The sequence below is a fragment of the Polaribacter dokdonensis genome (assembly GCF_024362345.1).
GTDB lineage: Bacteria > Bacteroidota > Bacteroidia > Flavobacteriales > Flavobacteriaceae > Polaribacter > Polaribacter dokdonensis.
This window is the reverse complement of record NZ_CP101505.1, coordinates 1,481,559-1,493,645: the sequence shown is the minus strand read 5'-3', so window position 1 is coordinate 1,493,645 and position 12,087 is coordinate 1,481,559. Positions and strand designations below refer to the sequence as shown.

Below are 12,087 nucleotides of genomic sequence, written 5' to 3'. Positions count from 1 at the left end.
AGGTGAACCAATTTGATTTGCATAGCATTCTGTAAAATCGTAACATTACAGAAGAATTTATACGATATGCAAGAGAATAAAAACCTTTCTGAGATAGAGATTAACGATCAGAAAATTGTTGAAAATAAAGAGCTAAGTTTATTCGAATCTTTAATTCCTGTAATTATTTTAATGGGTTTATTGGCTTATAACATCTTCTTTGTTGAAGGGCAAGAATGGTTTGGTGCATATACAAATCAGTACATCTTATTAATAGGTGGTTTGGTTTCTGCTGTTGTTGGCTTCTTTAATAAAGTTACAATTTCTAGAATGGCTGCAGAAGTTTGGGAAAACTGGAAAAGCGTTTTTGTACCCATTTTAATATTATTCTTAGTGGGTGCTTTAGCTGGTTCTTGGTTAGTTAGTGGTATTATACCTGCAATGGTTTATTATGGTTTGCAAGTTCTAAGTCCTGCAGTATTTTTACCTGCATCTGTTATTATAGCAGCTATAATTTCTATTGCAACAGGTAGTTCTTGGACAACTTCTGCAACAGTGGGTATTGCTTTAATTGGTATAGGAAGTGCATTGGGTATTCCACCAGGAATGATTGCAGGAGCTGTAATTTCAGGAGCTTATTTTGGTGATAAAATGTCTCCATTATCAGACACAACAAATTTAGCGCCAGCAATGGCTGGTACTGATTTATTTACACACATAAAATACATGGCATATACAACAGTGCCAACTATAGTAATTACTCTAATTGTATTTGCAGTTTTAAGTGGAACTATAGATACTTCTGGTAGTGCAGACGTTAGTAATTTATTGGTTTCTATAGACAATACATTCAATATTACTCCATTGTTATTTATTGTACCTGTAGCTGTTATAGCCATGATTTTAATGAAAACAAAACCATTAATGGCTTTAGGAGTTGGGGTAATTTTAGCTGCTATATTTGCATTTATATTTCAAGGAGATGTTTTAGAAAGTTTGTCTGATTCTAAATTTCAAACAATTGTCAATTCTATATTAACAGACACTCAAATTGAAACAGATGATGAAAAACTTACAGAGCTTTTTGCTGCTGGTGGAATGAATGGTATGCTTTGGACAATCTTTTTAATTGTCTGTGCTATGGTTTTTGGTGGAATTATGGACGCTATTGGAGCTTTAGCAAAAATCACAAAAAGTTTATTGTCTGTAGCTTCATCAATATTTGGCTTATTTGCAAGTACTGTTGTAAGTTGTTTGGGTTTAAATATTGTAGCTTCAGATCAGTATTTAGCATTAGTTATACCTGGTAAAATGTTTAAACAAGCTTATGAAGATAAAGGTTTAGCACCAGAAAATTTAAGTAGAACTTTAGAAGATTCTGGTACTGTAACTTCGGTTTTAATTCCTTGGAATACTTGTGGAGCTTATCAATCTGGAGTTTTAGGAGTAGGAGTAGGAGAATATTTTTTATATGCTATCTTTAACTGGTTAAGCCCATTTACTACTTTGCTTTTTGCAGCTTTAAACTTAAAGATTAGAATGCTTAGAGCTAAGTAAGATGATTGTAAAAGCAACTACTTTAGATGCACAATTACTTACAGATATTGCTATAGAATCTAAATCTTTTTGGGGTTACAGTTTAGAATTGCTCAATAGTTGGCAAGATGATTTAACTGTTACCAAAAACATGATTGCAAAACTTCTTTGTTATAAAGTTTTATGTGATGATGAAACAGTTGGCTTTTACATTCTCAATCAGCCAAAAAATGCGGCTATTGAACTAGAGTTTTTATTTGTAAAACCAAATTTTATTGGTAAAGGTTTTGGTAATCAATTAATACAGCATGCAATTTCTGAAGCAAAGCAATTAAATGTAAAAACAATAACTTTGTTGGCAGATCCTAATGCAGAGGCCTTCTATAAATCAAAAGGATTTTATAGTATTAATCAAAAAGAAAGTTCTGTTAAAAACAGGTTTTTACCAGTTATGAAATTAGATTTATCCTCTATTTCATAAATAAAAGATAACTTAATTTTTATGTACCAACAGCTTAAATTATTTATTTCAAAATTTAAAGAGTTTCTATCTCAAAAATTTCATAAATATGATAGTAAAGTTCCTTATATCATTACTGTACTAGTTACTTTATTGGTTGTTGTATTTGGTATAAAGTTTTTTCTAAAACTAACTAGAAACTTACATACAGATTTATTATCTGAGTTTGATACAAGCGTAAGTGAATATGTAACTAGTTTTAGATCAGAGTCTCTTACTACCTATTTCAAATTTGTAACAGATGTTGGTGATGCTTTAGGTTATCTAATAGTATTTTCTGTTTGTTCTATTTTATTTTACCTTTTTTTTAAGAATTGGAAATACGTTTTGCAATTGTCATCAATTTTAATTTTAGCGTTAAGTTCTAACCTAATTTTAAAAGAGATTATTAATAGAGAAAGACCAACATTAGAGCATTTAGTTACTGTAAAAACATTAAGTTACCCTAGTGGACATGCAATGACAGCAATGGCTTTCTACGGGTTTTTAATTTATTTAATCTTTACTTTTAAAATCAGTAAAGGCTTAAAATTCGTTTTAACTACAGTGTTGTTAGCGCTTATTTTCAGTATTGGAATCAGCCGAATTTATCTAGGTGTACATTTTCCTTCTGATATTGTTGGTGGTTTTGTAGCTGGTTTTATTTGGGTAGTTTTCTGTATACTAATCCTTAATATTTTAAAGGTATTTAAAGAAGACCCTAATACATAGAATTATTGTGTTTTCTTTTGACTAGTTAGGTTTAAGATACCTGATAATAGTAAAAGTAGCCAAGGTAAACCATGGAGTAACACATCAAACCAATCTTGAGCTTGCATGCCTTTATCAGAAGAAAAAGCATTACCTCCTAAAATCCATTGAATTTTACCCAATAAATGTGGAGGATTAAAAGGTGCTAAACCTAAAGTTAAGCTTGCTATTAGAAAAATTTTCCAGTTATTTTTTAGTTGTTTAATCATCAAGAATACTATGGTTTTGGTTTATATAAACCAGTTCCAAACCAATCCAAAACGTACTGTAAAGTCTCTGTAAGGATAATTTGGAGCAGAAAAATAATTCTTTTTGGTAAAACCAGAAGTTACATTATCTACCTTTAAATACAAACGTGTTCTTCTTACTCTTGCATTAAAAAATACATCTACTGTAGGAAATCCGATTTCTTCATCATTTTGAAGTCTAAACTCAGATAATAAAGGGTTATAGGCATTAGCATTATACTTTGTAAAGTATTTAAAAGTTACACCAATATTCACAAACATGGCATCACCTTTAAACCAATTATCTGCATAATAGAAAGTGTTTCTAGTTACAAACTCAGGTACTCTAAAAACCGAACTTCCACTGCTAACATTTTGGTACATGACTGTATTGTCTAAAGCCAATTTCCAGAACTTAAACTCACGATTTGCTTTTACTTTTAAATAAGTAATTTGGTTTGCAAATTGCTGAGGTTTGCTGTCTTCATCAAAATAAGTATAGTTGTCTATGTTTGTAAAATTTACAGCTCCATTTAACCATTTAGAACTAAATGCAAAACCCAAATCTCTTGTGTTTATATTGCTAAATTCGTTTTGCCAATTGTAATCATCATAAATGCTTTGATGTAAAAGTGTATTAAAATTTGGCGATTTTGAACTAAGTAATAAAGATCCTTTAATTGCAAATAAACTGTCTTTTGCGTAAACTGCTGTACCTCTTATATAATTTCCAGACAACCTTCCAGAACCTGGAGTTATAGAAGCATCTGCATTTAAATTAAAGTTTTTAATTCTAGCATTCCAATCTGCACCTAAAGAAATAGCATTGCTTTCTAATCTTAATTTGTTGATGGTACTATTCTGATTTAGAATACTATCATAACCATAGTTATAACTCGTTAAATTTACTTTCGCTTTAAATTTACCCAGTACATATTTAGAGTTGAACTCCAAATTAAATTCATTATTCGTTAACTTACTATCTGCATCTTTATTTGAAGCATCAGTAGCATTTACATCACCAAAAATTGCAGTTGTATTTGTAGTTTGGCTAAATCCATAACTCTTGTTTTCATTGGTGAAAATATGACCTATTTTTAAGTTGCTAAAATCCTTGTCAGACAATGAGTCTTTATTGGCCAAGAGTTTATAGCTATGCTCTAAATATATTCTTGTAGCATCAAACTGACTTTGTGCATCATTTAGATTTACATCTAACCTAGAACGTTGATCAAAATTTGGGTCTTCATTAATAAAGTTATCTAAGGCTTCTGCAGTTAAACCACCATTTTCCTGATGAAAGAAATCTTGTGTAGTTAAATGCCCTCTAATTTCATATTGATTATTCTTAGTTCTATATCTAAATGTTCCTCTAAAATTACCATTACTTACTAAGGAATTTCTATAGGCACCCAAAGATCTAAGACCTTTGTAGGAAAGTGAAACATTTAATCTTTTTGAAAAGTTTAGTGTAAAAATGGCATCTACAACCTGACCCTGTTGCAAGCCAGTTCTGTACATAATTTCTGAAGTGGGTGTAGGTACATCAAAATAATTAATGTCATCAACTTCTAAATAACTTACCTGTTTTGCACTAAACCCAAAATCTGGTAAACGCAATATATTATTGTAACTATAGCCTAAGTTATTAAAGGTTTGCCCTTGATTATGAAAAGGTAATAACTCAAAATTATCTGTTCTTAAATAATTGAATTTATAATCTTTTTGTAACGTAAGAGTAGTATCTATATACGTAGTATCTCTGCTATGAGAAATAATTTTATAATCTGTCCATTTGGTTTTGCCAGACAAAATAACTTTGGTAGAACCTTTTGTATTTAAGGTATCAACTTTACCATCTAAACCTATTCTAGTGGTTTGTTCTCTTTTAGCACCTGCACCTAGTTTTCTTTGACTATGCAAGCTGCTCAGTGAAAATATAAATATCAAAAAAGAAAGTACAAACGTTTTTTTCATCCCAAAAATCAACAAAGGCAAATGTAAAATAATTAAACGAAAATTGTAGTTAATAATTATATGTATATCTGTTAATTATAATTTTATTTTCTTTGCAATATGTTAAAATCAAATTATAGTGGTTGTCTTTTAGAAGCAGGTACAGACGAAGCTGGTAGAGGTTGTTTGTCTGGGCCAGTTGTTGCAGCTGCTGTTATTTTACCTAAAGATTTTTCTCATCCACTATTGAATGATTCCAAGCAATTGTCAGAAAAAAATAGAGAGATTTTAAAACCGATTATAGAAGAACAAGCATTGGCTTATGCAGTATCCTTCATATATCAAGATGAGGTAGATCAATTAAATGTGTTACAGGCTTCAATTACAGGTATGCATAGAGCTATTGGTGGCTTAAAAATTGCTCCAGAATTTATTATTGTTGATGGAAATAAGTTTAGAAGCTACAAAGAAATTCCTCACGAAACTATAGTAAAAGGCGATGCCAAATTTCTAAGTATTGCTGCAGCTTCAGTGTTAGCTAAAACCTATAGAGATGCATATATGAAAAAGATTCATCAAGAATTTACAATGTACAATTGGCAGAAAAATAAAGGATATCCAACCAAAGAACACAGAGCTGCAATTCGTGAATTTGGAGCTACCATACATCATCGAAAAACATTTAAATTATTACCTGAACAACTCAAATTAAAGTTGTAATCAAAATTGCAGGAATTTTCTTCAACAAATATTTATCAAAATCATTAATAAATAGAATGATTTTTTATGAACAATTAGATTTTTAGCCGTAAACTTTTTCTATTTTTACCCTCCAAAATTTTTAGAGATGATTAAAAAAACGAGAGCAGAAATAACCAAGTGTATTTTACATAAAGTGGCTAATAAATTTAATAGTGGCCAGAATGTTTTTTCTGAAGATTTAATTCGTTTTGATCAAGAAAGTTATGATTTAATGAAGAACTTTCTGCTAAAACCTTTTGGTTCTTTAACTCAAAGTTATCGATTTTCTCATCATGCAGATGTTCGTTTAAATGAGCTAAATAATTATGCTACAGAAATTTTTAAAGACGAAAGTGCATTTGTAGAGTTCTCTAAAAATATGGTAAATCATTTGTATGAGCAGTCTAATTCTGCACAAATTAAAACAGGTGATGTAATTGTGGTTTTTATAGAAGGTATTGAATATAAAGATGTATTAACAGAAGCAGTTGGTGTGTTTAAAATCGAAAATAAAGTCGATTTCTTCCAGACGTATTTAGATGATAATGAAAGTTTTGATGTTGTTGTTCAAAAAGGAATATCAACAAGAAAAATAGATAAAGGTTGTTTAATTCTAAATACCTCAGATACAGAAGGCACAGTAGTTTTTTCTGTAGATAACAATAATTATGATGCTCAATATTGGATTAAGAATTTTCTTGGTGTAAAATTAGCTGACGATTATAATTCGCACACACAAAACTATTTAGAGTTGTGTAAAGAGTTTTCAGAAGAGGTGATAAAACCTGAGTTTGGAAAACACGAACAAGGTAATTTTTTAGCAAATACTGTAGATTATTTTAAGGAGCATGAGGCTGTAGATTATCATAATTTTAAAGATGAAATCTTTGAAGAAGAGAAACACAAAGATTTATTTGAAGATTATAAAAAGCATTATGAAAATTTAAATGATGTTCTAATCAGAAATAATTTTGATGTTTCTGGTGTTGTGCTAAAAAAAGAAAAAAATAAACTTAAAACCGAAATTAAGTTAGATACCAATATTAGCATTAAATTAGATGTTGATGCTCCAGATGCAGCCTCAGAATATTTAGAAAGAGGTTATGATGAAGAAAAGAAAATGAAATATTACAAAGTGTATTTTAACGAGGAAAAATAATCTAAGAATCTATAAAGTTTTCAACCTCGAAAAGAGCTTTAAAATGTTTTAAGATTTTAGTTTTTACTTCTTCTATGTCAACTTTTTTGTCCAATTCAGCTTCCATAGAAGTTACAGCTTTACCACGAATTCCACATGGAATTATATTATCAAAATAACCCAAATCTGCATTTGCATTTAGGGCAAATCCATGCATAGTAACCCATCTAGAAGAACGTATACCCATAGCACAAATTTTACGTGCAAAAGGTGTACCCACATCTAGCCAAACTCCTGTTTCACCTTTACTTCTAGTACCTTTAATTCCATACTCTGCAATGGTTAAAATGATTGTTTCTTCTAGCAAACGTAAGTATTTATGAATATCTGTAAAAAAGTTTTCTAAATCTAAAATTGGGTAGCCAACGATTTGTCCTGGTCCATGATAAGTAATATCTCCACCTCTGTTAATTTTATAAAAAGTAGCACCTTTTTCTTTTAACTGAGTTTCATTTAAAAGTAAGTTACTTAAATCACCACTCTTACCTAAAGTATACACATGAGGGTGCTCTACAAACAAGAAATGATTTTTAGTGATTTCTTTGCCAGAATTTCTACGGTTCGAAATTTTTGTATCTACAATCTCTTGCAATAGCTCAGTTTGGTAATCCCAAGTTTCTTTATAGTCTTTTAAAGAAAGGTCTTTAAGTAGTATGTTTCTATTCATAATTACGACTACAAAGGTAAATAAATGTTTATATTTGGAAGATATAATCGTGTTTTAAATACAGTATATGAATAGGAAAATATCCCATCTAATGCTTTTTGCAGTATTGCTTTTTAGTGCTACTCAACTAAAAGCTCAGCAATTTTGGAGCTCTATAGAGTCTTCTGATTTTGCACAACAAAAAAAGGAAATTTATCAGAAAGAGAATTTTCCAACAAAATATCAATTATTAACATTAGAAACTTCTTCTTTTCAACAAGAATTAAAGAGGTCAACTAGCGAAAAATCTGTACTAATTTTTTTACCAAATAGCGAAGGTGTTTTGCAACGTTTTCAAGTAAAAGAATCGTCTAATTTTAGTATAGAATTACAAGAGAAATTTCCAAATATTAATGCGTATACTGCCAAAGGTATAGATGACCCAACAGCAGTTGCTAAATTAAGTTTTGGTACAGATGGTTTTCATGGCGTTATTTTTTCTGCTATGCAAGAAACTGTATATATAGACCCTTATTCTAAGGATAATAAGGCTTATATCACCTATAATAGAAATAGTTTAAATGCAATAGATGAAGATTTTAAATGTCAGGTAGAAGATTCTGCCAAAAACGATTTTTCATTTACAAATAGTTTTAAAAATGCAGATGATGGTAAGCTTAGAACCTACAAATTGGCTTTAGTTTGTAGTGGAGAATATGCACAATTTCATTTAGGTGCAGGTCAGCAAAACATACCAACTACAGCATCAGATGCAGTTAAAAAAGCAGCAGTTTTGTCTGCTATGAACACTTCTGTAACTAGGTTAAATGGAATATTTGAAAAAGATTTATCCGTAAAATTAGAATTGGTTGCGAATAATGATGAAGTTATTTTTCTAGATGAAAACACAGATAACATTACAGATGGCGATCCTGATGCTATGATTGATGAAGTGCAAACTATCTGTGATAATGTAATAGGAAATGCAAACTATGATATTGGACACATTTTTAGTGTTGGTGGAGATGGTTTAGCTGGTTTAGGTGTAGTTTGTGTTACAGGCCAAAAAGCAAGAGGTGTTACAGGAAGATCTCAACCAGTTGGAGATCCTTATGATATTGATTTTGTAGCTCATGAAATTGGCCATCAATTTGGAGCAACTCACACACAAAATAACAACTGTAATAGAACCTTAGCAACAGCTGTAGAGCCAGGAAGTGGGTCTACAATTATGGGTTATGCAGGTATCTGTAATCCAAATGTACAAGCAGGAAATGTAAATGGAAATAGCGATGATTACTTTCACTCAGTAAGTATTGCTCAAATGTGGAATCACATTCAAACTACTGGAAGTTGTGCTCTTGTTACAAATACTAATAATGCTGCACCTACTGCTGATGCTGGTTTAGATTATAGTATTCCAAAATCTACACCTTTTAAATTAGTAGGTACTGCAAATGATGCAGATGGTTTAAATTCATTAACCTATAATTGGGAACAAATTGATAATGAAGTTGGTTCTATGCCACCTTTAGCAACAAATACAGTTGGGCCAATGTTTAGATCTTTACCTTCTAAGGTAAGTCCAATTCGCTATATGCCAGACTTAAGTACGGTTATTGCTGGTAATAATTCTACAACTTGGGAAGTTTTACCAAGTGTTGCAAGAACTTTTAATTTTTCATTTACAGTAAGAGATAATAATGCAGGTGGTGGAAGTTCAGCAAGAGATGATGTAGAAATATCAGTTGTGGATGTAGATCCATTTACGGTTTCTGCACCTTCTACTAACGTAACTTGGAATGTAGGGACAACACAAACCATTACTTGGAATAAAGGTGATACAGATACTGCACCTATAAATTGTAATTTGGTAAATATTAGATTATCTACAGATGGAGGAGCTACTTTTCCGATCTTGCTAAAAAGCAGCACAGCTAATGATGGTTCAGAAACTATTATAGTTCCAGATAATGCTACTAGTTCAGCAAGAATAATGGTAGAAGCTGTAAACAATATTTTTTACAATGTAAATAGTAGCAATTTTGTAATCAATTCTGTAGATCCAACTTATGTAATTAATAATGTTAGTGGTTTACAAACAGCTTGTAATATTAATAATGAGACTGTTAGCTATACCCTTAATTTCGATTTTGTTAACGGATTTTCAGATACTGTTAGTTTAGCTACAACAGGAGAACCAACAGGAGCTGTAGCCACATTTACACCAGCTACAATTAGTGCAGATGGAGATGTTGTTTTAACCATTTCTAATTTAGATGGTAAAACTGCTGGAGATTATACTATTAGTGTTTTAGGAACCTCTGCTTCTGTAAACCAAAGTATAGATGTAGAATTTAAACTAACTACAAATACGTTTAACGATATTGTATTATCATCACCAGCAAATAATGCTACAGATATTAACTTAACTAGTGAGTTAACTTGGGAAGCAGATGCAAATGCAATTACATATGATGTAGAAATAGCTACAGATGCTAATTTTACAAATGTAGTTTCATCAGGCAATGTTGCAACCAATGCTTATACAACTACCAATTTAGATGGAGTAACCTCTTATTTCTGGAGAGTAAAACCAAAGAATGATTGTGGAGAAGGTAATTTCTCAAATGCATTCACTTTTACAACCATTAATGCAGCTTATTGTGCTTCAACTTTTACAGATGAACCTGGAGGTTCAGAACACATTACTAATGTAACTTTTGGTAGCATTAATAATACTTCTGGTAATGATATGGATGATGGATACCAAGATTTTACCAACTTAAATACAAATGTTTTAAGAGGAGATACACGCACTGTAAGTGTAACTTTTGATACTGCAGGTTTTCAAGATCATTGTTATGTTTTTATTGATTGGAATCAAGATTTTGAATTTGACAATGATACAGAAAGATATGATTTAGGCACAGAATTAAATGATGTTGGTACAAAAACTTTTGATATTACAGTGCCAAGTAATGCTAGATTTGGCCAAACAAGAATGAGGGTTATTATAGAATATGATGATCCATCAGCAGGCTTTGGTTTAGGCGCATGTGATGCAGATCATCTTACTGAATGGGGTGAAACAGAAGATTACTCTGTAACTGTTGCAGAAATAGATGGTTTCTCGATCTTAACAACAGCAGAAAGTTGTGTTGATGAAAATGATGGAATTATTCAAATTGATAATAAATCTGATGGTTTTGCAAGACAATTGGTAATTACAGGTCCATCTACAAACATTAATCAAACCTTTAATTCTAGTAATTTTATTTTGTTTGATGCAGCTCCTGGAGATTATGAAATTTGTATTACAACAAATGTTTTAAATGTCACAAATTGTTTTGAGGTTACCATTGAAGAAGCACAACCTATAAGTTTAAAACTTTCTTCAGCAAAATCGTCTAACACCTATTCCTTTAATATAGAAGAAGGTACAGCTCCTTACAACGTGTATTTAAACAATGAGCTCATTGCTGTTTCTAGTGAAAAAGAGTTTGATTTAGAAATAAATGAAACAGGAAAATTAGAAGTAAAAACAGCAAAAGATTGCGAAGGTTTATTCCAAAAGAGTATAGGTGATGTTATTCTAAAACAAAACCCTGTAACCAACTTTATAGAGTTGCAACTGCCAATAGGAATTACAGATGCAATGATTGAAACAACCGTTTTTGATATTAATGGAAAACTTATTTTTAGAAAAGATTTTAAACCAGAGAATGATGTATTACAAATTCCTTTTCAAGAATATGCAAACGGATTTTATATTCTGAAGTTATCTATTGAAAATGCAACACCAATCAAAATTTTAAAACGATGAAAAAAATATATATAAAATCGCTAATAATAGTTTGTTGTTTTCTATTAGTAAAATGTTCTAAGAAAGCAAATCAAGCACCTAGTAAAGTAGATTTGGTGTTTCCAACTTCAGATTTATTATGTATAGATAATACAATTACATTTGATTGGACAGAAGCAACAGATCCTGAAGGTAATGATATAGAGTATAATCTTATTATTGCAAAAGACAGAGCTTTAACTGATGTTGTAGAGAATAGAACAGTAACTGATACTCAGATTGAAATTACTTTAGAAAAAGAAACTGCTTATTATTGGCAAGTAGATGCTTTAGATGTGAATAATAATTTAGGTAGTTCTTCAGAAGTTTTTGCTTTTTTTACAAAAGGAGAAGGGGAACAGAATTATGTACCTTTTACTTCGCAATTATTAACACCTAATAATAATACTATAGTTGCAAGTGGTACTTTAGATTTAACGTGGAAAGCTGGAGACCCAAATTTAGATGATGTTTTATCTTACGAAGTATTTTTTGGTGAAAATGCAGACCCTGCTTTAGTAGATGATGCTGTAACTACAAAAAATTATACAGTTAATGTGGTTACTGGAACAACTTATTATTGGAAGGTAAATGTAAAGGATGATTCAGGAGCCAAATCAATTGGTCAAATTTGGTCTTTTACTGCTAATTAAGAAAACTTATATAACTAAAAAAGCCTCATCAAATATT

The 12,087-nt window shown here is 30.7% G+C and carries 10 protein-coding genes; 7 read left to right on the top strand and 3 right to left on the bottom strand.

Going from position 1 to position 12,087, the window contains the following annotated elements; genetic code table 11:
* The first annotated feature begins 66 nt into the window (after positions 1–66).
* Genes nhaC through LPB302_RS06655 form a run of 3 tightly spaced genes read left to right on the top strand, consistent with a single transcriptional unit; the run spans position 67 to position 2,746 of the window.
* Positions 67–1,536 carry a Na+/H+ antiporter NhaC gene (gene nhaC, locus LPB302_RS06665; protein ID WP_053974300.1) on the top strand — a complete coding sequence of 490 codons (1,470 nt, stop codon included), beginning with the start codon at positions 67–69 and terminating at the stop codon, positions 1,534–1,536.
* A gap of 1 nt (position 1,537) precedes the next feature.
* Positions 1,538–1,996 (top strand): GNAT family N-acetyltransferase, encoded by a 459-nt coding sequence (locus tag LPB302_RS06660; RefSeq protein ID WP_053974301.1) that lies wholly within the window; start codon positions 1,538–1,540, stop codon positions 1,994–1,996.
* A 21-nt stretch (positions 1,997–2,017) separates the two neighbouring features.
* The gene (locus LPB302_RS06655) at positions 2,018–2,746 is read left to right on the top strand and encodes a phosphatase PAP2 family protein (protein ID WP_053974302.1); all 729 of its coding nucleotides are present in this window, start codon (positions 2,018–2,020) and stop codon (positions 2,744–2,746) included.
* Between the two features lie 2 nt (positions 2,747–2,748).
* Here LPB302_RS06655 and LPB302_RS06650 read toward each other — a convergent pair whose 3' ends face one another.
* Positions 2,749–2,994, bottom strand: a complete 246-nt coding sequence (locus tag LPB302_RS06650) for a hypothetical protein (protein ID WP_053974303.1) — start codon at positions 2,992–2,994, stop codon at positions 2,749–2,751.
* Between the two features lie 21 nt (positions 2,995–3,015).
* Positions 3,016–4,935, bottom strand: a complete 1,920-nt coding sequence (locus LPB302_RS06645; RefSeq protein ID WP_231658715.1) for a putative porin — start codon at positions 4,933–4,935, stop codon at positions 3,016–3,018.
* Positions 4,936–5,088: 153 nt separating this feature from the next.
* Here LPB302_RS06645 and rnhB point away from each other — a divergent pair, with 153 nt between their 5' ends.
* The gene (gene rnhB, locus LPB302_RS06640; RefSeq protein WP_053974305.1) at positions 5,089–5,688 is read left to right on the top strand and encodes a ribonuclease HII; all 600 of its coding nucleotides are present in this window, start codon (positions 5,089–5,091) and stop codon (positions 5,686–5,688) included.
* A 127-nt stretch (positions 5,689–5,815) separates the two neighbouring features.
* Complete coding sequence (locus LPB302_RS06635) at positions 5,816–6,868, top strand: nucleoid-associated protein (RefSeq protein ID WP_053974306.1); 1,053 nt, start codon at positions 5,816–5,818, stop codon at positions 6,866–6,868.
* A 1-nt stretch (position 6,869) separates the two neighbouring features.
* Here the strand turns inward: LPB302_RS06635 and lipB are convergent, their stop codons facing one another.
* Complete coding sequence (lipB, locus tag LPB302_RS06630; protein ID WP_053974307.1) at positions 6,870–7,574, bottom strand: lipoyl(octanoyl) transferase LipB; 705 nt, start codon at positions 7,572–7,574, stop codon at positions 6,870–6,872.
* A 67-nt stretch (positions 7,575–7,641) separates the two neighbouring features.
* Between lipB and LPB302_RS06625 the strand changes: the two genes are divergently transcribed.
* Positions 7,642–11,379 carry a reprolysin-like metallopeptidase gene (locus LPB302_RS06625; RefSeq protein ID WP_231658716.1) on the top strand — a complete coding sequence of 1,246 codons (3,738 nt, stop codon included), beginning with the start codon at positions 7,642–7,644 and terminating at the stop codon, positions 11,377–11,379.
* Entirely contained in the window at positions 11,376–12,050 is a 675-nt protein-coding gene (locus LPB302_RS06620; protein ID WP_053974309.1) for a fibronectin type III domain-containing protein, read from the top strand. The genes LPB302_RS06625 and LPB302_RS06620 overlap by 4 nt, the downstream gene beginning before the upstream one ends.
* Positions 12,051–12,087 lie beyond the last annotated feature (37 nt).

Bases quoted from the DNA above. Each gene is read 5' to 3' on its own strand.
- nhaC (WP_053974300.1), top strand. From the start codon at position 67: ATGCAAGAGAATAAAAACCTTTCTGAGATAGAGATTAACGATCAGAAA.
- LPB302_RS06660 (WP_053974301.1), top strand. From the start codon at position 1,538: ATGATTGTAAAAGCAACTACTTTAGATGCACAATTACTTACAGATATT.
- LPB302_RS06655 (WP_053974302.1), top strand. From the start codon at position 2,018: ATGTACCAACAGCTTAAATTATTTATTTCAAAATTTAAAGAGTTTCTA.
- LPB302_RS06650 (WP_053974303.1), bottom strand. From the start codon at position 2,994: ATGATTAAACAACTAAAAAATAACTGGAAAATTTTTCTAATAGCAAGC.
- rnhB (WP_053974305.1), top strand. From the start codon at position 5,089: ATGTTAAAATCAAATTATAGTGGTTGTCTTTTAGAAGCAGGTACAGAC.
- LPB302_RS06635 (WP_053974306.1), top strand. From the start codon at position 5,816: ATGATTAAAAAAACGAGAGCAGAAATAACCAAGTGTATTTTACATAAA.
- lipB (WP_053974307.1), bottom strand. From the start codon at position 7,574: ATGAATAGAAACATACTACTTAAAGACCTTTCTTTAAAAGACTATAAA.
- LPB302_RS06625 (WP_231658716.1), top strand. From the start codon at position 7,642: ATGAATAGGAAAATATCCCATCTAATGCTTTTTGCAGTATTGCTTTTT.
- LPB302_RS06620 (WP_053974309.1), top strand. From the start codon at position 11,376: ATGAAAAAAATATATATAAAATCGCTAATAATAGTTTGTTGTTTTCTA.